Origin of the sequence: Methylobacterium sp. V23 (assembly GCF_002917135.1) — a bacterium.
In the GTDB taxonomy this organism is placed as follows: domain Bacteria; phylum Pseudomonadota; class Alphaproteobacteria; order Rhizobiales; family Beijerinckiaceae; genus Methylobacterium.
Window position 1 is genome coordinate 161,501 of record NZ_PDHT01000008.1, and the last position, 21,185, is coordinate 182,685.

The window sequence follows — 21,185 nt, forward strand, 5'->3', positions numbered from 1 at the left end:
GGCCGTCACAGCTGGCGCAGCCAGAGCTCGAAGTCGCGCGCCGCCAGGGTGGTGCGCGCATGCAGCAGCCGCCACTGGCCGTACTTGAAGAACTCGATGCCGGGCCGGCGCACGGTCACGGCCCGGGTGATCCCCCACAGGCCCCACATCAGGTCGTCCACCGCGCTGTAGAGGCGGCAGCGGGCGAGCAGGGCCTCGGTGCAGCGCCCGGCATAGATCTCGATGGCCTGCCGGCGCTCCGGGTCGAACGCGGTGGCCTCGTTCAGGAGCGCGCCGACCTCGAACCAGGGGTCGAAGTCGCCGGCGAGGTCGAAATCCACGAGCCGGACCCCGTCCGGCGCGAGGCCGCTCCCTTCGAAGCGCAGCATGAGGTTCGAGGCGGTGCCGTCGTTGCGGCTGAAGCGGCGGTCGAAGCCGGCCGCCGCGATCGCCCCCCGGATCAGCGCGGCATCCGCCAGGAGCGCGTCGATGTCGTCGGGCACCGGGGCGGCGCAGGCCCGGGCCTCCGCCGCGAGGGCGGCGATCCGCTCGAACGGGCAGAAGGTCTGGCCCAGGGGCTCCGCCCCGTGCAGCCGCCGCAGGGCCCCGAGGACCTGCGCCATCGTGTCCGCATCCTGCAGGTCGCCGACCCGGGCGTAGCGCCAGGGCTCGGGCAGGTCGGCCAGAACGACCACGCCGTCGCCCTCCGCCCCACCTCCCGCCAGCAGGGCCGGCCCGAGGCCGAGGGCGCCGGCCCGGCGCGTCGCCTCCGCCATGGCGGGCCGGAGGTCGGCGGCCATGTCGGCGTGGCGTCGCTTGACGAAGACCGGATCGGCGCCGTCGCGCCGGACCCGGGCGCAGTCCGAGGCCACCGCCCGGTGGGTCGGGGACGCGACCGGCGCCGCCGCCAGGGCGATCTGCGCCGTCCCGGCTTCCCAGCCCGGGAGCTGCGCCAGGGCGGCGGTGATTCGCGTCGCGAAGTCGGGTTCGGGCGGCCTCATTTCGTCGGCTCCGGTTGCGCGGCCCGCACCAGGTCGCCGCCCTGGCGGCACAGGCGCTCGGCCGCCTCCCGCATCAGGGCCAGTCCGGCGGCGAGGTCGGCCGGGTCGGTGGCCTCGGCCTCGTTGTGGGCGATGCCGTCGATGCTCGGCACGAAGACGAGTCCGGTCGGACAGATCCCGAGGAAGCTCAGGGCGTCGTGCCCCGCCACCGTGTCCATCCGCAGGGCCCCGAGCCCCTGCGCCTCGGCACAGGCGGCGACGAGATCGCAGACCGCCTCGGGCATCGCCCGGATCGGGCGCTCGCTCCGGCTGGTGATCGTCAGCCCGGTGCCGGCCCGGTCCGCGGCTCCCGCCAGGAGCCGGTCGGCCCGGCCTCCGGCCTCCGTCAGGATGGCGTCGTCGGCGGATCGGAGCTCCACCGAGATCGCGACCCGTGCGGCGACCACGTTGGCGGAATTCGGCGCGACCTGGACACGACCTACCGCGGTATACAGCAGGCCGGGCCACGCGTCGGCCAGCGCCCGGATGTCCGCGATCGCATAGGCGGCGGCGAGCAGCGCGTCGCGCCGGCGCTCCATCCGTCCGGGCCCCGTATGGGCCTGAACGCCGGTGAAGACCGCCTCGATCTTGGTCGCGCCCCAGTTCCGGGTGACGATGCCGATGGTCCGTCCGGCCTCCTCCAGCGCGGTGCCCTGCTCCACGTGGATCTCGAGGTAGCAGGCCGGACGCGGCGGCGGTGCGTCGTCGCCCGCCAGGCCGATCGCCGCCAGCGCCGCGCCCAGGCTGATGCCGTCGTCGTCGCGGCAGGCCAGGGCCTCCGCCACCGTGTGCCGGCCGAGATAGGCGCCGCTGCCGAGGAGGCTCGGCCGGAAGCGGGCCCCCTCCTCGTTGGTCCAGTTCACGGCGCAGAAATCGGCGGTGAAGCGCGCTCCGGCGCGGCGGGCCGCCATCAGCCCGGCGCCCACCTCCAGGGCCGCAGCGACGCCGTAGGTGCCGTCGAGGCGGCCGGCGCGGCTCTGGCTGTCGAGGTGCGAGCCCATCATGACGAGGGGCGCATCCCCTTGGCCCGTCAGCGAAAACAGGCCGAACTGGTTGCCCACCGCGTCGACCCGCAGGGCGCCGCCGGCCGCCCGGACCCCCTCCGCGAACACCGCGCGGGCGGCCCCGTCCGCCGGGCTGGCGCAGAGCCGCGTCACGCCGCCCCCCGGGGTGGCGCCGCAGGCGGAGAAGCGTTCGAGCAGCTCCGCGAGGGCGCTCGCCGCGCCGGCCTCAGGTATGGATGGTCTCGATCTCATGCCGCGCGAACGCGTCCTGGAACGCCTCCGGCGGCGGCTTGTCGGTGACGATGCTCAGCTTCTCGCCGAGACCGAAGGTACAGAGATTGGCCTGTCGACCGAACTTGCGGGAATCGGCGAGCAGGACGGCCCGGCGCGACTGCCCCCTGAGGGTCCGGCGCAGCACCGATTCGTGCTCCTCGTAATCCATCCAGCCGTGCTCGAGGTCGCAGGCCGCGATCCCCATGAAGGCGATGTCGAAGAAGTAGCGCTGCGCATAGGCCACGGTCTCGTAGCCCACCAGCGCGTTGTCTTTGCTCCGCAAGGTGCCGGGCGTCAGGTTGACCCGGGCCGGGCCGCCGCCGAGATGCAGGGCCACGTCCACCGAGTTGGTGGTGATCGTGAGATTGCGCCCGGTGAGCCGCCGCGCGAGGGCGAGCGTGGTGGTGCCCGTGTCGATGAAGATCGACATCCCGTCCAGCGCCAGGGCCTCGGCCAGGACCGCGACCCGCCCCTTCTCGCGGGTGTTGAGCTTGCCGCGCTCCTGCAGCGGGCGCTCCTGGTCGAGGCGCGGCGGCACGGCACCGCCATGGATGCGCCGGAGCAGGCCACGTTCCTCCAGCACCTTCAGATCGCGGCGGATGGTCTCCTCGGAGACTTTCAGGAAGAGGGCCACATCCGCGACGCCGACCCGGCCGGTCCCGTGGAGGCGGGACAGGATTTCCTGGTGGCGATGATCCGTCAGCATGCTCGATGGCCGTCCTACCGTTCACCCGATGATAACGGTGATCCGTGGCCGCGGTCGCGCGGGAATGCGGAAGCGGCATGCGGTATCCCATGCTCGTTCGCGTTGTAATGCAACCGGAATGATGCATCGACTCTCGCATTTCGTTCTGAGCGCGTGTGACTGCTCGGTCAGAAACCACACACACGGGTCGTGCCCCGAAACCCGGCGGCACCGCCGAGGGCGGCCGGCCCACTGCCTCTGCGCAGTTCGCCCCCCGCCCGGCGAGGGCATCGACCGGGTTCGCTGACGGAACTTCTCCGCTGACCGACTACGCCGCGTCACGGGATGGAGGTCAAACGGAAAATGTGATGTTTGTGGGCTATGTGGATTTATTGCTCATCATCAGGGCCGCCTGCCGGTCCGTTGAGCGATCCTGCCCGCGCGGTACACGCGACCGAGCCTCAGCCGATCAGGTCCGGAGCGCGGCGGTGACGCGTAGCCTGCTCGTAGTCGTAGGCGAAGCCGAGTAGGTCGGCCTCGCTCCACATCCGGCCGACGAAGATCAGGTTGAACGGCGCCCCCGAGGCGTAGAACCCGGCCGGAACCGTCACGCCGGGCAAGCCCGCGATATTAATCTCGCACACTGTGGTCTCGTTGATCGCCTCGTCGCCGTGAAGGGGGGGCAGTTCGTTCCGCATCTGCGGGAAGACGAGGCCGTCGAGCCGGTTCGCATCCATCACCGTGTCGAAGATCGCCAGGTAGGCCTCCCGCAGGGTGAGGAAAGCGGAGAGATCCGGCGGTACGGTCGGGTTGGCCAGGATCGGCGCGAAGGCCGGGATACTATGCAGGTAGCGCAGGACGCCGACGGGGCCGAAGGCATCCTCCGCCTCGGTGGCCGCGGCGAAGGCCTCGACGCTGCGGAGGGTGGCGCTCGGGCCGAGGCGCTGCAGATAGAGGTGCAGGTCGTAGGGCACCGATTCCATGCCGCGGGCGTCGAAGTGGTTCAGGCCCGGCGTGGGACGGCCGAGCGCGGCAAAGCCGGTCCCGGCGAAGGGATCGGCCACCAGCGTGGCGCCGCGGGCGGTGATCTCGTCCTGTGCGCGGGCATAGAGCGCGCCCGCCTCCGGGGAGAGCGGCAGGTCGCGCCAGCCCGGTCCGAACAGGCCGAGGCGCTGGCCCTTCAGCGCACCGGTGTCGAGGCGGGCGGTGTAGCCGCCCCGGGGGCGCTTGCCGATGCCGGCCACGGTCTTCGGATCGGCGGGCGTGTAGCCCGCCAGCACGTCGAGGGTCAGCGCGGCGTCGCGCACGCAGCGGGCGATGGGGCCGACCACGTCGCGGGTGCTGCCGGCGAGCGGCACCACGCCGGCATTGGGCACCAGGGCGAAAGTTGGCTTGATGCCGACCAGACCCTGCGCCGAAGCGGGATTCTGGATCGACCCGCCCGTCTCCTCGGCGAGGCCCAGCACCGCGAAGCTGGCACCGACGGCGGTCGCCGTCCCGGCGCTGCTGCCGCCCGGCAGGCTCTCGGGCGCTGCCGAATTCAGGGTCGGGCCGGCCCAGCTGTCGTTGGCGTGGCTGCCGGTGGCGCTCAGCACCGGCACGTTGGTCTTGCCGAGCATGACGCAGCCGGCGGCCCGCATCCGCGCCACCACGGGCGAGTCGGTCTCCGGGATGAGGTCGACGCCGCCGGCCCGGGCGCTCAGGAAGTGCCAGCCAGCGGTGGTCGGCAGGCCGGCCATGTCCATCGGGTCCTTGATCACCACGGGGATGCCGGCGAGGGGCCCCAGGGCCTCGCCGGCCGCCCGCCGGGCGTCGATGGCGCGGGCATCGGCCAGGGCATCCGGGTTCATGATGATGAGGGCGTTGTAGTGCGGGTTATGCGCCGCGATGCGATCGAGGAAGGCCTGCGTCAGCGCCTCGGAGGTCACACCGCTGGCAAAGGCGTCGGCCGCATCGGCCAGGGTCATCTCGACCACGTCGAAGGGGCTGTGTGTCGTGGCATCCATTCCGGAGGTCTCCTGACTGGAACAAGACGGGCATGGCCTTCAGGCCATGCCGACGAATTCGTCGATCATCGCCCGGTCGCGGGCGACATCGGGCGGCACCTCGCGGGTGATGCGGCCCTTCTGCAGGATCAGCACGCGCTGCGAGAGCGACGCGATGAAGTTCAGGTTCTGCTCCACCAGCAGCACCGTGAGCCCGCGTTGCCGGCCAATGGCCTGGAGCGTCTCGATGATCTCCTCGATGATCGAGGGCTGGATGCCTTCGGTGGGCTCGTCGAGGAGGAGGATGCGGGGAGCCCCGCAGAGGCAGCGGGCCAGCGCCAGCAACTGCTGTTCGCCCCCCGAGAGTGCGCCGCCCGGCCGGTCGAGATAGGCCTTGAGGCGCGGGAACAGGGTGAGGATATCGGCGATGACCGCTTCCTCCTTGTCCCGGGACAGGAGACAGCCCATCCGCAGGTTCTCGTGGACGCTCAGCGCCGGGAAGATCTCGCGGCCTTGAGGAACGTAGCCGATGCCGGCCCGGGCCCGGGCGGTCGGGGAGAGCCGCGTGATGTCGCGCCCGTCGAACGTGATTGATCCGGCCGTGGGGGGCAGGTTGCCGGTGAGCGTCCGCAGCAGGGTCGACTTGCCCATGCCGTTATGGCCGAGGATGCCGACGAACGCGCCCTCGCCGACCTGCAGCGACACGCCGCCGAGGATCGGGATGCGGCCGTAGCCGGAATGCAGGTCGTCGACGGTCAGGATGGGAGCGGTCATGCGGCCTGCTTGCCGAGATAGACGTCGCGGACGCGCGTGTCGGACAGCACCGTGTCGACGTCGCCCTCGATGAGGATGCGGCCCTGGTTGAACACCGTCACGGTCTTGGCGATCATCCGGATGAACGGCATGTCGTGCTCCACCACGATGACCGCGTGGGTGCGGTTGATCTCGCGGATGAGGGCGGCGGTGCGCTCGACCTCCTCCTTCGTCATCCCGGCGGCAGGCTCGTCGAGGAGGATCAGGTCCGGCTCCTGGGCCAGGACGGTGGCGATCTCGATCCATTGGCGCTGGCCGTGGGCGAGCTGCCCGACGAGGCGGGTGGCGATCTCGGTGAGCTTGAGGCGGGTCAGCGTCTCTTCGACGATGGCGCGGGTGCGGGCGAGCGACTTCTTGCGCCCTGCCGCGACGAAGACGTTCTCGCGTACCGACAGGCCGTTGAAGACGTTGGGGACCTGCGTCTTGATGCCGACCCCGAGGCGGGCGATCTCGTGCGGGTGCGCAGCCGTGATGTCGGTGTCGCGGAAATGGATGCGTCCGGCGCTCGCCGTGAGCTGGCCGGTGAGCATCTTGAAGAAAGTGCTCTTCCCGGCGCCGTTCGGGCCGATGAGGCAGCGCAGCTCAACTTCGCCGAGGACGAAGTCGACCGCGTTGACGGCGGTCACGCCGCCGAAGCGCATGGTGGCGCCCTTGGCTTCCAGCAGGGGGCGGACGGGCTTCGTCGCAGGAGACACGCTCATCGACGGACCTCCCCGGCAAGGGCCGTACCCGGGGCAGGCCCGAGGGGCTTGGCCCTCATGCGCCGGCCGCTGAGCACCGTGCCGAGGCGCAGGACAAGGTTGCGGGCCACCGGCACCAGCCCCTGCGGGATCAGCAGCACGAAGGTGACGAGGATCGCGCCCAGGCCGAGGTTGGAATCGATGACGTTCTGGGCGCCGGCCTCGATGGTCAGCCACTGGATCAGCACCGCGCCGAGGATCGGCCCAAGCAGGGTGCCGAGCCCGCCGACGAGGACGAAGATAATCACCTGGGCCGACATGGTCAGGCCGAACACCGTCGGGCTGATGAAACCGCCCCAGTTGGCGAAGAGGCAGCCGGCGAGGCCCGCGATGCCGGCCGAGATCATGAAGGCCAGGAGCTTGTAGAGGCGCGGGTCGTAGCCGATGAGCTGCGCCCGGGTCTCGTTCTCGCGGATCGCCACGACCACGCGGCCGAACCGGCTTGCCAGGATGGCGCGCAGGATCATGTAGACGACGACGAGGCTCCCCATCGCGGCGTACCAGATGCCCTCGGGGTCGAGCTGGTTGCCGGCATCGCCCGGCAGGTTGAGGGCCGGGATGGCCGGGATGCCGTTGAAGCCCCCGAGCTCGGCCTCTCCGATCCGGTACTGACTGCCCGAGGTGGTGTTCACGAGCTGGAACAGGATCACCGACACCGTCAGGGTGATGACCCCGATATAGGCGTCCGAGATCCGGCCGTAGAACATGAAGTAGCCGAGCAGCCCGGCGAACAGCATCGGCACCGCGATGGCGAGGAACACGGGCACGGTCGAGTCGCCCATGTTCAGGACCCCAACGGCGTAGGCGTAGCCGCCCAGTCCCAGGAAGGCGGTCTGCCCGAAGGACATCACCCCGCCATAGCCCCAGATGAAGCCCTGGCTGAGGGCGAACATCGCCATGGCGGTGAAGCCCGTCATCTGCACGAGGCCGAAGGTGTCGAGGACGTGGGGGGCTCCGAACAGGATGACGAGGCCGGAGGCGACCATGGCGAGGAAGCTGAGGGAAGCCGGGCGGACCAGGGCGCGGAGCGGTGACGGGGGACGGGTCATAGGCTGCGCCTCAGGTAGCGGCCGGTGATGCCCTGGGGCAGCACGCGGATGAGCAGGACCGCGGCGACGAGGAGGGCTACGTCGCCGATGACGGGGGTGGTCTTGAACGAGACGAGTTCGTTGATGAAGCCGAACAGGGTGGAGGCGAGGCCCGTGCCGGTGAGGATCGCCGGTCCGCCGCCCAGCACCGTGATGAAGGCGCGCGAGATGTAGGCCGCGCCCATGGCCGGCGAGATGCCGGAGATCGGTGCCAGCACGCCGCCAGCGAGACCCGCGAGGCCTGCGCCGAGGGCGAAGGTCGCCATGTAGATCCGGCCCGGGGAGACCCCGAGGGAGGCGGCCATGCGCGGGTTCTGCATCGTCGCCCGCAGGATCAGCCCGAACTTCGTCAGGCGGAGCAGCAGGTAGAGGCCGGCCAGGGCCGCGCAGGCCACTGCCACGATGACGAGGCTGTAGAGACTTGCGCCGTATCGCCCGATCTCGAAGCTGCCCACGGGCGTCGACACGCCCCGCACGACGTTCCCGTAGATCGACGTGACGAGGCCGATGAGTCCGAGGCTGATGCCCCAGGTCGCCAGCATCGTGTCCATCATCCGCCCGTAGAGGAAGCGGATCACGGTGCGCTCGAGGACGAGGCCGATCAGCCCGACCACCAGGGGCGGCAGCACCAGCATGGCGACCCAGATGTTGAGGCCGGCATCGGAGGCGGCAACCGCCGTATAGGCGCCGAGCATCATGAACTCGCCATGGGCGAGGTTGATGATCCGCATCATCCCGTAGATCACCCCGAGTCCCAGGGTGATCAGCGCGAGCGTGGCGATGCCCGCGAGGACGTTGAAGCCGAGCAGGCCGATGAGGTCGGGCGCCATGCTCCGCCTCAACCCTTCAGGTCGGGGGTGAACTGCTTGTTGGTCTTCGGGTTCTTCAGCAGGTCGCAGGCGCCCGCGGTATCGGCGGGGAACTGGTCGGGGAAGCTCGCCAGGATCTCCCACTTCTTGTCCTTGGGCCGGGCGAGATAGGTGCTGCGGGTGGTGTGGTGGGTCGCCCCGTCCATGGTCACCTTGCCGGTCGGCCCTTCGTAGGAGATGCCGGATTCCAGGGCGGCGATGACCTTGTCGCGGTCAAGAGAGCCGGCCTTCTTCACCCCCTCGGCCCAGAGCATGATGCCGTCGTAGGTGGCGGTGTCGAGTTCGCTGAGGTCGGTGACGTCGGCGCCGAACTTGGCCTGCATCCCCTTCACGAATTCGACGCTACGGGCGTCGGGCAGGTCGTTGTACCAGCCGTAGCAGGTGACGATGCCGTTCGTGGTCGAGGCGTCCATGGTGGTGAGCTCGTCGCCCAGCCCGAAGACCGAGGAGCCCAGGGGGATCCGGCCCTTCATGCCGGCGGCATCCCACTGGCGATAGAAGCCGGAATGGTTGGCGCCGACCAGGGCCGAGAGCACCAGGTCGGGCTGGGCCTGCTGGATCCGGCTGATCGCAGAGGAAAAATTGGTCACGTCGAGGGGGAAGAAGTCGGTGCCGGCGACCGAGCCGCCGCCCTCCTTCATGAACTTCGTCATCCAGCTCGCGGTGATGTGGCCGTAATTGTAATCCGCCGCGACGATGTACGCCTTCTTGCCCCAGGTCTTCAGGGCATAATCGACAATGTGATTCACGGTCTGGGCTGGTGTCGTGCCCGTACAGAATACGTTGCGGTCGCAGACGCCGCCCTCGTACTGGGTGTTGTAGAAGTACAGGGTCTTGGACCGACCGAAGATCGGCCGGATCGCCTCGCGCGAGGCTGAAGTGATGCCGCCCTGGATGACGTCGACCTTCTCCTTCAGCGCGAGCTGCTGGGCGTACTGCGTGTAGAGCTGCATGCTCGACTGGGTGTCGTAGGCGATGATCTTGATCGGCCGACCGAGAAGGCCGCCGGCCTTGTTGAGCAGCTCCACCGCGTACTCGGTGGTCTCGATCATCCGCTTGCCCTCGAGGCCGAGTGCGCCGCTGCCGTCGAGGAGGCTCCCGAGCTTGATCGGTTCCTCGGCGGCGAGGCCGCGGCGGCCGAGGAACGGCGTCGCGAGGGCGCCCGCTGCGGCGGCCGTTCCGAGCTTGAGCGCGCCGCGCCGGCTGATCGTCGGGTGTGTCATGCGTTCGTGCTCCTCAGAAATGCCGGGAGGAGGCCGTGTCCGCCGCCGGGCGCAGTCAGGGCCTCGCGAAACCCGACATGGCAAAAGCAATGCCAACAAAACCCACAGATCGGTCATCGCTGTCGATCGATGCTGCGCGTGCCTCCCGCTTGGTCAGATCGGACAATTGAGCGCCATCATCGGGAGCAGAAAGCCACAAATCGTGCAGCTCCAAACCCGGGAGGTCCGAGATCGGCCGCCCTGTCGCCCGAGGCCCGGCAAGAGCCGTACCGCCGGGGCCATCGAGGCCGTTGCCGGTTCGGGAGCGCGGCGTGCGCAAACCAGCACTCGCGCAGGCCGGACTCTCGGCCTAGCTTGGACCGTCCTCTCATCCAGTCGCGAACACGCCATGCCCGAATGCCTCGTCTTCCGCGTGCCGACCCGGCATCCCGCCGACGTCTCGGGGGTGATGGAGCTCGTCACCACCGGTGCCGTGGCGGCGGACGAGATCGTGGCGATCTTCGGCAAGACCGAGGGCAATGGGTGCGTCAACGATTTCACCCGCCAGCTCGCCGTGACGGCCCTGGAGACCGCCCTCGCCGGTGCAATGGGCTGTCGCCCCGAGGCGGTCGGCGCGCGGGTCGCCCTGGTCATGTCCGGCGGCACCGAGGGCGGCCTCTCCCCTCACTTCCTCGTGCTGGCGCGCCGCGATGCGCCCGAGGCCGAGGGTGTGTCGGCGCTGGCGATCGGCACTGCCTTCACCGCTGAGTTCCGGCCGGAGGCAATCGGCCGGATGGCACAGGTACGGGCGACGGCCGCAGCCGTGAGCGAGGCCATGGCGCAGGCCGGGATCGACGATCCCGAGGACGTCCACTTCGTGCAGGTGAAATGCCCGCTCCTCACCAGCGCGCGGATCCAGGAGGCCGCCGGACGCGGACAGGGCGTGGCGACCCACGACACCTACGCGTCCATGGGCCTGTCGCGCGGGGCCTCGGCGCTGGGCATCGCCCTGGCCCTGGGCGAGGTCTCGGGCGAGGACCTCTCGGAGGCCGCCATCGGCACGCGGCGCGAACTCTATTCCGGCCGCGCCGGTGCTTCCGCGGGCATCGAGCTGATGCGCAACGAGATCATCGTCCTCGGCAATGCCCGTGGCTGGTCAGGCCCCAACGCCATCGCCCACCGCGTCATGCGCGACGGCATCGATTTCGGGGCGATCCAGGGTGTCCTGGCGGATCTCGGGTTTTCCCCTTCGGGCCAGTTGGCCCCCGGGGAGTCGGAGCGCGTGGTTGCCCTGCTCGCCAAGGCCGAGCCGTCGCATGACGGCCTGATCCGGGGCCGGCGCCACATCATGAACGACGACAGCGACATCAACGCCACCCGGCATGCCCGCGCCCTCGTGGGTGGGGTGGCCGCCGCCGCGATCGGGCGCACGGACCTCTTCGTCTCGGGCGGCGCCGAGCACCAGGGACCGGACGGCGGCGGCCCGGTGGCGATCATCGCCCGCGTGAGGGACTGAGGACATGCCCGACTTCGATCTCGCCATCCGCGGCGGCACCCTCGTCACCGCCACCGACACGTTTGCCGCCGATGTCGGCATTCGCGGCGGTCGCATCGCGGCGATCGGCGAGCGGATCGCCGATGCGGCCCGTACGATCGACGCCTCCGGCCTCCTCGTCCTGCCCGGGGGCATCGACAGCCATGTCCACATCGCCCAGGATTCCGGGCCCGGCATCGTCATGGCGGACGACTTCGCCTCGGCCACCCGCGCGGCGGCGGCGGGCGGCAATACCTGCGTGATGCCGTTCGCGCTCCAGCCCCGCGGCGCGTCGCTCCGCACGGCGACCCACGCCTACCGGGCGCTGGCGGACGGGCAGTGCCACATCGACGTGGCCATCCACCTCATCGTCTCGGACCCGACGCCGGCGGTGCTCGGCCAGGAACTGCCGGCGCTGATCGCGGAGGGCTACACCTCGTTCAAGGTCTTCATGACCTACGACGATCTCGTCCTGAACGACCGTCAGATCCTCGATGTGTTCGACCTGGCGCGGCGGGAAGGCGCGCGGGTCATGGTCCATGCGGAGGGTTACGATGCCATCCGGTACATGACCGAGCGGCTGGAGAAGGCCGGGGAAACCCGCCCCTTCGGCCATGCTCTGTCCCGACCGCAGGTGGTCGAGCGCGAGGCGGCGCACCGGGCCATCAGCCACGCCGAACTCGTCGACCTGCCGATCGTCATCGTCCACGTCTCGGGCGAGCAGGCCATGGAGCAGATCGCTTGGGGCCGGGAGCGCGGCCTGAAGGTCCATGCCGAGACCTGCCCGCAATACCTGACCCTGACCGCCGACCACATGAAGGGCCTCGGCTCCGACGACCCGATGGCGGGGGCGAAATACGTCTGCTCGCCACCGCCGCGCGAGGCCTCCAACCAAGCCGCGATCTGGCGCGGGATCCAGACCGGGTTGTTCGACGTGGTCTCCTCCGACCATTGCCCCTTCCGCTACGACGATCCCGCCGGCAAGCTGAACCCGAAGGGCCGGACCTCCTTCCGCTGGGTGCCCAACGGGATTCCGGGCATCGAGACTCGTCTGCCGATCCTGTTCTCCGAGGGCGTCTCGGCGGGGCGCATCTCCCTCAATCGCTTCGTGGAACTCACCGCCACCAACCACGCCAAGCTCTACGGCCTCTACCCGCGCAAAGGCTCGATCGGGATCGGCTTCGATGCCGACCTGACGCTGTGGGACCCGAACCGCCGCGAGACGATCCGGCAGGCCAACCTGCACCACGGGGCGGACTACACCCCCTGGGAGGGGTTTTCCGTGACGGGCTGGCCGGTGATGACCCTCGCACGCGGAGAGGTCGTGGCCGAGGATGGGCGGGTGACCGGGGCGCCCGGGCACGGAAAGGTCCTCGACCGGACGCCGGTGCCGGGTCCTGCCGCCTGATCCCGTCGGCCGCCTCCGAACGGCGCGGGCAAGCCCGGCTGCCAACGATCGGGGGGCGTTTTCGGGCGCGAAACGGGGACCGTCTGGCCCATCCCTTGCTGGGGATCGGGTGGGGAGAAACCGCATGGACATCGAGCTGATCCGCCTGACCAAGCGCTACGGCCACACGACCGCCGTGGACGGCATCGACCTGAAGGTTCGCTCGGGTGCCTATTGCTGCCTGCTCGGCCCCTCGGGCTGCGGGAAGACCACGACCCTGCGGATGATCGGCGGCCACGAAACGGTCTCCGGCGGCGACGTGGTCATCGGTCCGCGCTCCGTGGGGGATGCCACGCCGGCCGAGCGCGGCACGGCGATGATGTTCCAGAGCTACGCCCTGTTTCCCCACCTGAACTGCCGCGACAACGTCGCCTTCAGCCTGAAGATGCGGGGCCTCGCGAAGGCCGAGCGCCGCGCCAAGGCGCTGGCAATGCTCGACCTCGTGCAGATGGCCCATCTGGCGGAACGCTTGCCGGCGCAACTCTCCGGTGGCCAGCAGCAGCGCGTGGCGCTCGCCCGCGCGCTGGTCACCGGACCCAAGGTGCTGCTCCTCGACGAGCCGCTCTCGGCCCTCGATCCGTTCCTGCGGGTGCGGATGCGGACCGAGTTGAAGCGGCTCCAGGCCGAACTCGGCATCACCTTCATCCACGTCACCCATAGCCAGGAGGAGGCGATGGCGCTCTCCGACCTCGTGGTGGTGATGAATGGCGGACGCATCGAGCAGGCGGCCGACCCCCGCACCGTGTTCGAACGCCCGGCCACCGCCTTCGTCGCCCGCTTCATCGGCGGTCACAACATCATCCGCCTGCCCGACGCGACCGAGGTGGCGGTGCGCGCCGACCGGATGCGCCTCGGCGCTCAGGCCGGCCCGGGGGCGGTGCCGGCCCGCGTCGTCTCGGTCGAGTACCAGGGCACCAGCGTGCACGTGGGGTTCGAGGCGGAGGGGCCGGGTGGGACCGCCACCGCCCTCACGGCGGTGATCGACGACCGCGCCTATGCCGGTGATCCCCTCGCCCTGGGCCAGACCGTGCCCCTCGGCTGGGACGCCGACGCCGCCCATCGCCTGAGCCCCCGCGCCTGAGCCCCCGCGCCCGAGCGCGTGACCCGCCTTCGTTTCCTCAGAGGACCCTGCATGACGACCACGATCAAGCTGAGCCGCCGCACCCTGCTCCAGGGCGCGGGTGCCACCGGACTGGCGCTCGGCGCCGGCCCGATCACCGGCTTTCCCAACGTGATCGCCGCCGAGCCCGTGACCCTGCGCTACCTCGGCACCGCCGTGAACCAGTCCGGCGACATCGCCCGCAAGGTGAAGGAGGATCTCGGGATCACCATCGAGTACATCCCCGTCGTCACCGACGAGGTGACGAAGCGCGTGGTGACGCAGCCGAATTCCTTCGATCTCCTCGACACCGAGTTCTTCAGCCTGAAGAAGCTCATCCCGTCGGGCAACATCCAGGGCATGGATGCCCGTCGGATCAAGCAGGCCGATAACATCACCCCGGTCTTCACCAAGGGTGAGGTCGGGGGCAAGAAGATCGGCGACCAGGGGACTGCGCCCAAGAAGGTCTTCTATCTCGAGGGGCAAAACGCGAAGACCTTCGCAGGCTCGGCCACCGAGTGGATCACCCTGATCCCGACCACCTACAACGCCGATACGCTCGGCATCCGCCCGGACCTGATCAAGCGCCCGATCTCCAGCTGGAAGGAACTCCTGAATCCCGAATTCAAGGGAAAGGCCTCGATCCTCAACATCCCCTCCATCGGCATCATGGATGCCGCCATGGTGATCGAGGCCACGGGCGACTACACCTATCCCGACAAGGGCAACATGACGAAGGCCGAGATCGATCGCACCATCAAGCTGCTGATCGAGGCCAAGCGTGCCGGCCAGTTCCGCGCCTTCTGGCAGGACTTCAACGAATCCGTGAACCTGATGGCGTCGGGCGAGACCGTGATCCAGTCGATGTGGTCGCCCGCCGTCACCAAGGTCCGCAGCCAGGGCGTGGCCTGCACCTACCAGCCCCTCAAAGAGGGCTACCGCGCCTGGGCCACCGGCTTCGGCCTGCCCAAGACCCTGACGGGCCGCAAGCTCGACGCGGCCTACGACTTCATCAACTGGTTCCTCTCCGGCTGGGCCGGCGCCTACCTCAACCGGCAGGGTTACTACTCGGCCGTGCTGGAGACGGCCAAGGCCCATATGGAGCCCTACGAGTGGGCCTACTGGATGGAGGGCAAGCCCGCCGAGAAGGACATCAAGGGGCCGGACGGCAGCGTGCTGGAGAAGGCCGGCGCCACCCGCGACGGCGGCTCCTTTGAGACCCGCATGGGCAGCGTCGCCTGCTGGAACGCCGTGATGGACGAGAACACCTACATGGTCCGCAAGTGGAACGAGTTCATTGCCGCCTGAGCGGGGCGACGATGCGACCTTCTCCCCGGCAGCGGGGGGAAGGGTTTCGCCTGTCACGAGGGGTTGAGCCATGACCGACATCGCCCTGCCGGCCGCCGTGACGGAGGCGGCGCTCGCCAAGGCCCCCGCCGCCAGCCTCACGACGAAAACCCGCCGTCACCGCGCGCTGGCCTATCTCCAGGCCGCGCCGATGGCGCTCGTCTTCCTCGCGTTCTTCGTGGTGCCCCTCGCGCTCACCCTGATCGTCAGCTTCTGGGAGTACAACGAGTACGAAATCATCCCCGCCTTCACGGTGCAGAACTACGTCGACGTCTTCGAGGGGTGCCTCAACACGTCGGATGCCTGCACGACTGTCCGGACCTATCTCTCGACTCTCAAGTTCTGCGCATTGACCTGGGGCTGCACCCTCCTGATCGGCTTCACGGTCGCGTATTTCGTCGCCTTCCACGTCCGCTCGCGCACACTGCAGATGGCGTTGTTCCTCGTCTGCACGATCCCGTTCTGGACCTCCAACGTGATCCGAATGATTTCCTGGATCCCGCTGCTCGGCCGCAACGGCCTCGTCAACGACACGCTGATGGGGATGGGACTGATCAAGTCGCCGATCGAGGGCCTGCTCTACTCCGACTTCTCGGTGGTGCTCGCCTTCGTGCACCTCAACACGGTCTTCATGATCGTGCCGATCTTCAACAGCATGGCGCGCATCGACCGGTCGCTGATCGAGGCGGCCTATGATTCCGGCGCCACCGGCTGGCAGACCCTCTGGAACGTGGTGGTGCCGCTGGCCAAGCCGGGCATCGCCATCGGATCGATCTTCGTGGTGACCCTGGTGATGGGCGACTTCGTCACCGTCGGCGTCATGGGCGGCCAGCAGATCGCCTCGGTCGGCAAGGTCATCCAGGTCCAGATGTCGGCCCTGCAGCTGCCGGCGGCCGCGGCCAACGCGGTGGTTCTGCTGGGCGCCGTGATGCTGATGATCGTGGCCATGACCCGGCTCATCGACCTGCGCAAGGAGCTCTAGACGTGAGCGACCGTCCCCGCTCCCCGGCGTTCTACGCCCTGGCGGCGTTCTTCGCCCTCTTCGTCGCTTTCCTGTACGGGCCGACGCTGACGATCCTCGTCCTCAGCTTCCAGGGTCCTCAGGGCGGCCTCACCTTCCCGATGAACGGGGTCTCGACGCACTGGTTCGGCAAGCTCTGGGCCGGCCTCGGGATCGTCGACATCTGGGGCGCGCTCTGGCGCTCCCTGCGCCTCGGCCTCGTGGTGATGCTGCTCACCGTCGTCATCGCGTTCTTCGCGGGCCTCGCCTTCCGCAAGCGTTTCCGCGGCGAGCGTGCGCTGTTCACGGTCGCGGTCGCGAGCCTGATCGTTCCCTCGATCGTGGTCTCGCTCGGCATCGGGCTGGAATTCCGCCTCCTCGACGAGGCGGTGAAATGGGCCGCGGTCGAAACCGGATGGGGCTGGCTGCAGGAGCACGGCACCCTGATGGGGCTCTACACCTCGGCGCTGGGTGCCCACCTGACCTGGACCCTGCCCTTCGGCCTCCTGATCATGTTCGCGGTCTTCAACCGGTTCGACCCGGCCTACGAGGAGGCGGCGCGCGACCTCGGCGCCACCGGATCCCAGACGCTGCGTCACGTGGTGGTGCCGATCCTCGGCCCCTCCCTGGTCGGCGTTGCCCTCTTCGGCTTCACCCTGTCCTTCGACGAACTCGCCCGCACCAGCCAGGCCATCGGCGGCCGCAACACCCTGCCGCTGGAGCTGCAGGGCCTGACCACCACCGTCACGACGCCGGAGATCTACGCGCTGGGCACCCTCACCACCGGCATGTCGCTGGCGGTGATCGGGCTGGCGTTGGGGACGAGCCTGTACCTGCAAAGGCGAAAGGCGAAGGCGGGGCTGCGATTGGGCTGAACCGCGTCGTCGCGTTCCTCGCCCTTTCGCGGGAGACGGCGGCCCGCGCCTGCGGGTCGGATGGGAGGCGCGCCATGTCCGGAGAGGTCGTCGCCTCACTCCGCAAGCTCCCTCCCCGTTAGCAAAGGGAGGGATTGCGTCCTCACACCGCCGCGTCCGCCAGCACCGGCGCCCGGTCCCCCTGGAAGGCCGCGTGGGCCGCCTCAGTCCGCCAGCAGGCGGCCCGATGGCCGGGCTGCACCGCCACGGCGGGCGGCGCCTCGACCCGGCAGCGTTCCTCGGCGAGGAAGCAGCGCGGTGCGAAGGGGCAGCCCGGCGGGCGGTTGGCGAGGTCGGGCGGGCTGCCGGGAATGGTCTTCAGGCGCGTGCCCTTGGCGAGGGCGCCGTCGGCGCGGCTGCGCAGGAGGCCGATCGTGTAGGGGTGGTGCGGGTTCAGCACCACGTCGCGGGCGGAGCCCTCCTCGACGATGCGGCCGGCATACATCACCGCGATCCGGTCGGCGACCTCCACGGCGGCGCCGAGGTCGTGGGTGACGAAGATGGTGGAGAGGCCGAGTTCCGCCTGCAACTCGCGCAGGAGCAGCAGGATCTGGATCTGCACGGTGGCGTCGAGCGCCGTGGTCGGCTCGTCGGCGAGCAGGACCTGCGGCCGGCAGGCGAGCGCCAGGGCGATCATCGCGCGCTGGCGCATGCCCCCCGACATCTCGTGCGGATAGGCATCGAGGCGCCGCTCGGGACTCGGGATGCGGACCCGCTCGAACAAGGCCAGGGCGCGCTGGCGGGCCGCCCCGGAACTGATCCGCTCATGCTGGCGGATCGCCTCGGTGATCTGCCGGCCCACCGTGTAGACGGGATCGAGGGCCAGCAGCGGCTCCTGGAAGATCATCGCCACCGCCCGGCCGCGCAGGGCCCGCAGGGCTTTGGGCGACATCGCCATCACGTCCGTGCCCCCGACCCGGATCGTGCCGCCGATCCGCGTCCGGCGCTCCGGGTTCAGGCGCATGATCGCCCGCAAGGTGACGCTCTTGCCGGAGCCGGACTCGCCGATCAGCGCCACGGCCTGGCCGCGCTCCAGGGTGAGGTCCACCCCGTCGACGGCCTCGACCACGCCGCCGAAGACCACCGTCAGGCCGCGGATGGCGACCGCCGGCTCGGATGCGGGTGCGCTCATGCGGCCACCGTCAGGCTGGGCGCGAGGGAATGGCCCGAGCCGGGCTGGCGGGCGAGGCAGGCGACCCGGTGGCGTGCATCGAGGGCCTCGAGGGGCGGGACCGTGCCGCGGCAGACCTCTTCGACGAGGGTACAGCGGGGATGGAAGCGACAGCCGGCCGGCGGGTTGATGGGGTTCGGCGGGTCGCCCGCGAGGGGCGCGACCTCGGTCCGCGCATCCGGGTCCATCGAGGGCATCGAGGACAGCAGCGCGGTCGTGTAGGGATGGGCCGGGGCGGCCAGCACGGTGTCGGCGGGACCGATCTCCACCACCTGGCCGAGATACATCACCGCCACGCGGTCGCACATGAAGCGCACCACGTTGAGGTCGTGGCTGATGAACAGGTAGGTGAGGTTGAACTCCTGCTTGAGATCCATGAGCAGGTTCAGCACCTGCGCCTCCACCGACTTGTCGAGGGCCGAGACCGCCTCGTCGAGCACCACGAGGCGGGGTTCGAGCGCGAGCGCCCGGGCGATGTTCACCCGCTGGCGCTGGCCGCCGGAGAGCTCGTGCGGGTAGCGCGCGGCGAAGCGTGCCGGCTCCAGCCCCACCCGGGCGAGCAGGCTCCGGGCGCGCTCGATGGCCTGCCGCTTGGGCACCCCGTGCACCTGCGGCCCGAAGGCGATGGAGCCCTCGATAGTCATGCGCGGGTTGAGGGAGGAGTAGCTGTCCTGGAACACCATCTGGGCCTGGGCCCGGAAGTCCCGCAGGGGCAATGCCCGGCTGCCGATGCGCTCGCCGTCGAACAGCAGGTCGCCGGAATCGTGGCGGATCAGGCCCATGATGAGCCGGGCGGTGGTGGACTTGCCGCAACCCGACTCACCGACCACGCCGAGGGTCTCCCCCTTCAGGATCTCGAAGTCGACACCGTCCACCGCCCGCACCACGGCGCGTGCGCCGCCCAAGCCCTTCTTGACGGGGAAGTGCTTCACGAGGCGCTCGACGGTGAGGAGGGGCTGGGCCGGGCCACCCCGATCGCGGGCGAGCGGCACGGTGGCGAGGCCGATGGGCGTACTCATGCCTTCACCTCCATGGCGGACCGCAGGCCGTCGGAGAACAGGTTGAACGAGATCGAGACGATGAAGATGGCGAGCCCCGGCAGGGCCGCGACCATCGGGTTCACGTAGATCGCCGTGCGCAGGGTGTTCAGCATCAGGCCCCATTCGGGCTCCGGCGGCTTCACGCCGAGGCCGAGGAAGGACAGGCCCGAGGCCAGGATCATCGACACGCTGATGAGGCTGGTGGCGTAGACGAAGATCGGCCCGAGCACGTTGCCGAGCACCTGCACCCGCAGGATCGTCAGGGTCGAGGCACCCGAGAGGCGCGCGGCGTCGACGTAGTCACGGGCGCGGATCTGGGTGGTCACGCTCTCGGCCACGCGGGCGATCTGGGGCACGAACACGCAGGTGAGGGAGACGATGGAGTTGAAGATGCCCGCGCCGAGGGCGCCCGAGAGCGCGATGGCGAGCAGCACCGAGGGGAATGCGAAGAAGACGTCCACCGTGCGCATCAGCACGGTGTTGACCCAGCCCCCGACATAGCCGGCCAGGATGCCGATGCCGGACCCGATCACGAAGGCGAGGATGACGGGGGTGACGCCGATGAAGAGGGACAGGCGTCCGCCCAGCATCAGGCGGCTCAGCATATCGCGGCCGAGCTCGTCCGAGCCCAGGATGTAGGTCGCATCGCCGATGGGCTTCAGGCGTCGCAGCATCGAGCCGCGATAGGGGTCCATCGGGGTGATCCAGGGCGAGAGCAGCGCCACCGCCACGATGGCGAGGATGATGCAGGCGGCGGCCATCGCCACCGGATCGCGCAGGAGCTTGTGGCCGACCTGACCCCAGAACCCCCGCGAGGGCACGAAGGCGTCGGGCGCCGCCGGCGCGGGGGCAGCGCCCCCGGCAATGTCGAGGATCGGCGCGGCGGACTGGGTCGCGAGTGCCATCAGCCCCTCTCGATGCGCGGGTCGAGCGCCGTCTGCACGACGTCGACGATGAGGTTGAGGGCGACGAAGAACATCGCCAGGACGAGGATCGAGCCCTGCAGCAGGGGCAGGTCGCGCTGGAAGATCGCGGCGTTGAGGAGGAAGCCGGTGCCGGGCCAGGCGAACACCGTCTCGATCAGGATCGAGCCGCCGAGCAGGTAGCCGAGCTGCAGGCCCATGATGGCCAGTGCCGTCGGGGCTGCGTTCTTGACGACGTGCTTGAATACGCCGAACTCGCTCATGCCCTTGGCCCGCAGCGCTCCGACGAAGTCCTGCGCGAGGATGTCGCCCACCAGCGCCCGGATGGTGCGGGCGATGACCCCCATGGGGATCACCGACATCGTGAGCGCCGGCAGGATGATGTAGCGCAGGTGGTCGAAGTCGGGCCGCCAGTTGCCCGAGCCGTCGGGCCCCGCCCCGGTGGGCGGCAGCCAGCCGAGCTGGGCCGAGAACACGATGACCAGCACCATGCCGAGCCAGTAATGTGGCACGCTCACCCCGAAGACCGAGACCGCCGAGGCGAGCCGGTCCAGGATCGAGTTGCGGAAGTAGCCGGCTACGAAGCCGAACAGGCAGCCGAACGTGAAGCCGATCAGCGTCGCCACGAAGGCGAGGATCAGGCTGTTCACCACCGCCCGACCGACCTCCTGCACCACGGGGCGGCCAGTGGCGATGGAGGTCCCGAGATCGCCTTGGATCACGTGCCAGAGCCAGATCACGTATTGGACGGGCAGCGGCTTGTCGTAGCCATAGGCCGCCCGCATGGCGTCGATGGTCTCCTGCGTCGCGTCCACCGGGAGCACCGCGCTCAAGGGGTCGCCGGGGGCAAGGTGGACCAGCATGAAGCAGACGACGCTCACGCCGAGCGCCACCGGGGTCACGGTCAGCAGGCGCTGGAGGATGAACTTCAGCATGGCACCGACTTTCGGATCGTCCCTTCCCGCCCTACGGCGAAGGATCGGCCTCGCAGGAGCGCGGGTCGCGCCCGGACGACGTCCCGCGAGAGGGGAG

General features: G+C 69.7%; 19 protein-coding genes. 6 read left to right on the forward strand and 13 right to left on the reverse strand.

Annotation, left to right across the window (positions count from 1 at the left end):
* Positions 1-5 precede the first annotated feature (5 nt).
* The 9 genes from CRT23_RS10255 to CRT23_RS10295 form a co-directional block, all read right to left on the reverse strand.
* Positions 6-980, reverse strand: coding sequence for a phosphotransferase (locus CRT23_RS10255; RefSeq protein WP_103709596.1), 975 nt, complete (start codon positions 978-980; stop codon positions 6-8).
* Entirely contained in the window at positions 977-2,275 is a 1,299-nt protein-coding gene (locus CRT23_RS10260; protein WP_103709597.1) for a Zn-dependent hydrolase, read from the reverse strand. The genes CRT23_RS10255 and CRT23_RS10260 overlap by 4 nt, the downstream gene beginning before the upstream one ends.
* Positions 2,250-3,002, reverse strand: a complete 753-nt coding sequence (locus CRT23_RS10265) for a DeoR/GlpR family DNA-binding transcription regulator (RefSeq protein ID WP_103709598.1) — start codon at positions 3,000-3,002, stop codon at positions 2,250-2,252. The genes CRT23_RS10260 and CRT23_RS10265 overlap by 26 nt, the downstream gene beginning before the upstream one ends.
* 440 nt (positions 3,003-3,442) lie before the next feature.
* The gene (locus CRT23_RS10270) at positions 3,443-4,987 is read right to left on the reverse strand and encodes an amidase (RefSeq protein WP_103709599.1); all 1,545 of its coding nucleotides are present in this window, start codon (positions 4,985-4,987) and stop codon (positions 3,443-3,445) included.
* A 39-nt stretch (positions 4,988-5,026) separates the two neighbouring features.
* On the reverse strand, positions 5,027-5,740 hold the full coding sequence (locus CRT23_RS10275) for an ABC transporter ATP-binding protein (RefSeq protein WP_103709600.1): 714 nt from the start codon (positions 5,738-5,740) through the stop codon (positions 5,027-5,029).
* Entirely contained in the window at positions 5,737-6,480 is a 744-nt protein-coding gene (locus tag CRT23_RS10280; protein WP_103709601.1) for an ATP-binding cassette domain-containing protein, read from the reverse strand. Before CRT23_RS10280 ends, CRT23_RS10275 begins: the two co-directional genes overlap by 4 nt.
* The gene (locus tag CRT23_RS10285) at positions 6,477-7,568 is read right to left on the reverse strand and encodes a branched-chain amino acid ABC transporter permease (protein ID WP_245436113.1); all 1,092 of its coding nucleotides are present in this window, start codon (positions 7,566-7,568) and stop codon (positions 6,477-6,479) included. The genes CRT23_RS10280 and CRT23_RS10285 overlap by 4 nt, the downstream gene beginning before the upstream one ends.
* On the reverse strand, positions 7,565-8,437 hold the full coding sequence (locus CRT23_RS10290; protein ID WP_103709602.1) for a branched-chain amino acid ABC transporter permease: 873 nt from the start codon (positions 8,435-8,437) through the stop codon (positions 7,565-7,567). The genes CRT23_RS10285 and CRT23_RS10290 overlap by 4 nt, the downstream gene beginning before the upstream one ends.
* 8 nt (positions 8,438-8,445) lie before the next feature.
* Entirely contained in the window at positions 8,446-9,699 is a 1,254-nt protein-coding gene (locus CRT23_RS10295; protein WP_055949719.1) for an ABC transporter substrate-binding protein, read from the reverse strand.
* Positions 9,700-10,087: 388 nt separating this feature from the next.
* Here CRT23_RS10295 and CRT23_RS10300 point away from each other — a divergent pair, with 388 nt between their 5' ends.
* From CRT23_RS10300 to CRT23_RS10325, 6 genes are all read left to right on the forward strand, one after another.
* Positions 10,088-11,194 (forward strand): ring-opening amidohydrolase, encoded by a 1,107-nt coding sequence (locus tag CRT23_RS10300; protein WP_103709603.1) that lies wholly within the window; start codon positions 10,088-10,090, stop codon positions 11,192-11,194.
* 4 nt (positions 11,195-11,198) lie between these two features.
* Complete coding sequence (hydA, locus tag CRT23_RS10305) at positions 11,199-12,620, forward strand: dihydropyrimidinase (RefSeq protein WP_103709604.1); 1,422 nt, start codon at positions 11,199-11,201, stop codon at positions 12,618-12,620.
* Between the two features lie 124 nt (positions 12,621-12,744).
* A complete protein-coding gene (locus CRT23_RS10310) occupies positions 12,745-13,740 on the forward strand; it encodes an ABC transporter ATP-binding protein (RefSeq protein WP_103709605.1) in 996 nt (331 codons plus the stop codon).
* 51 nt (positions 13,741-13,791) lie between these two features.
* Complete coding sequence (locus tag CRT23_RS10315) at positions 13,792-15,066, forward strand: extracellular solute-binding protein (RefSeq protein WP_103709606.1); 1,275 nt, start codon at positions 13,792-13,794, stop codon at positions 15,064-15,066.
* A gap of 70 nt (positions 15,067-15,136) precedes the next feature.
* Positions 15,137-16,087, forward strand: a complete 951-nt coding sequence (locus CRT23_RS10320) for an ABC transporter permease (RefSeq protein ID WP_103709607.1) — start codon at positions 15,137-15,139, stop codon at positions 16,085-16,087.
* 2 nt (positions 16,088-16,089) lie between these two features.
* Complete coding sequence (locus CRT23_RS10325; protein ID WP_103709608.1) at positions 16,090-16,980, forward strand: ABC transporter permease; 891 nt, start codon at positions 16,090-16,092, stop codon at positions 16,978-16,980.
* Positions 16,981-17,122: 142 nt separating this feature from the next.
* Here the strand turns inward: CRT23_RS10325 and CRT23_RS10330 are convergent, their stop codons facing one another.
* The 4 genes from CRT23_RS10330 to CRT23_RS10345 are packed head-to-tail and all read right to left on the reverse strand — an operon-like array spanning position 17,123 to position 21,088.
* On the reverse strand, positions 17,123-18,151 hold the full coding sequence (locus tag CRT23_RS10330; RefSeq protein WP_103709609.1) for an ABC transporter ATP-binding protein: 1,029 nt from the start codon (positions 18,149-18,151) through the stop codon (positions 17,123-17,125).
* The gene (locus tag CRT23_RS10335; RefSeq protein ID WP_103709610.1) at positions 18,148-19,209 is read right to left on the reverse strand and encodes an ABC transporter ATP-binding protein; all 1,062 of its coding nucleotides are present in this window, start codon (positions 19,207-19,209) and stop codon (positions 18,148-18,150) included. The genes CRT23_RS10330 and CRT23_RS10335 overlap by 4 nt, the downstream gene beginning before the upstream one ends.
* The gene (locus tag CRT23_RS10340; protein WP_055949698.1) at positions 19,206-20,135 is read right to left on the reverse strand and encodes an ABC transporter permease; all 930 of its coding nucleotides are present in this window, start codon (positions 20,133-20,135) and stop codon (positions 19,206-19,208) included. The genes CRT23_RS10335 and CRT23_RS10340 overlap by 4 nt, the downstream gene beginning before the upstream one ends.
* Entirely contained in the window at positions 20,135-21,088 is a 954-nt protein-coding gene (locus tag CRT23_RS10345; RefSeq protein WP_103709611.1) for an ABC transporter permease, read from the reverse strand. The genes CRT23_RS10340 and CRT23_RS10345 overlap by 1 nt, the downstream gene beginning before the upstream one ends.
* Positions 21,089-21,185 lie beyond the last annotated feature (97 nt).

Coding starts and splice junctions, on each gene's coding strand:
- hydA (WP_103709604.1), top strand. CDS start 11,199: ATGCCCGACTTCGATCTCGCCATCCGCGGCGGCACCCTCGTCACCGCC.
- CRT23_RS10340 (WP_055949698.1), bottom strand. CDS start 20,135: ATGGCACTCGCGACCCAGTCCGCCGCGCCGATCCTCGACATTGCCGGG.
- CRT23_RS10255 (WP_103709596.1), bottom strand. CDS start 980: ATGAGGCCGCCCGAACCCGACTTCGCGACGCGAATCACCGCCGCCCTG.
- CRT23_RS10295 (WP_055949719.1), bottom strand. CDS start 9,699: ATGACACACCCGACGATCAGCCGGCGCGGCGCGCTCAAGCTCGGAACG.
- CRT23_RS10265 (WP_103709598.1), bottom strand. CDS start 3,002: ATGCTGACGGATCATCGCCACCAGGAAATCCTGTCCCGCCTCCACGGG.
- CRT23_RS10270 (WP_103709599.1), bottom strand. CDS start 4,987: ATGGATGCCACGACACACAGCCCCTTCGACGTGGTCGAGATGACCCTG.
- CRT23_RS10315 (WP_103709606.1), top strand. CDS start 13,792: ATGACGACCACGATCAAGCTGAGCCGCCGCACCCTGCTCCAGGGCGCG.
- CRT23_RS10300 (WP_103709603.1), top strand. CDS start 10,088: ATGCCCGAATGCCTCGTCTTCCGCGTGCCGACCCGGCATCCCGCCGAC.
- CRT23_RS10320 (WP_103709607.1), top strand. CDS start 15,137: ATGACCGACATCGCCCTGCCGGCCGCCGTGACGGAGGCGGCGCTCGCC.
- CRT23_RS10275 (WP_103709600.1), bottom strand. CDS start 5,740: ATGACCGCTCCCATCCTGACCGTCGACGACCTGCATTCCGGCTACGGC.
- CRT23_RS10345 (WP_103709611.1), bottom strand. CDS start 21,088: ATGCTGAAGTTCATCCTCCAGCGCCTGCTGACCGTGACCCCGGTGGCG.
- CRT23_RS10310 (WP_103709605.1), top strand. CDS start 12,745: ATGGACATCGAGCTGATCCGCCTGACCAAGCGCTACGGCCACACGACC.
- CRT23_RS10290 (WP_103709602.1), bottom strand. CDS start 8,437: ATGGCGCCCGACCTCATCGGCCTGCTCGGCTTCAACGTCCTCGCGGGC.
- CRT23_RS10260 (WP_103709597.1), bottom strand. CDS start 2,275: ATGAGATCGAGACCATCCATACCTGAGGCCGGCGCGGCGAGCGCCCTC.
- CRT23_RS10330 (WP_103709609.1), bottom strand. CDS start 18,151: ATGAGCGCACCCGCATCCGAGCCGGCGGTCGCCATCCGCGGCCTGACG.
- CRT23_RS10280 (WP_103709601.1), bottom strand. CDS start 6,480: ATGAGCGTGTCTCCTGCGACGAAGCCCGTCCGCCCCCTGCTGGAAGCC.
- CRT23_RS10285 (WP_245436113.1), bottom strand. CDS start 7,568: ATGACCCGTCCCCCGTCACCGCTCCGCGCCCTGGTCCGCCCGGCTTCC.
- CRT23_RS10335 (WP_103709610.1), bottom strand. CDS start 19,209: ATGAGTACGCCCATCGGCCTCGCCACCGTGCCGCTCGCCCGCGATCGG.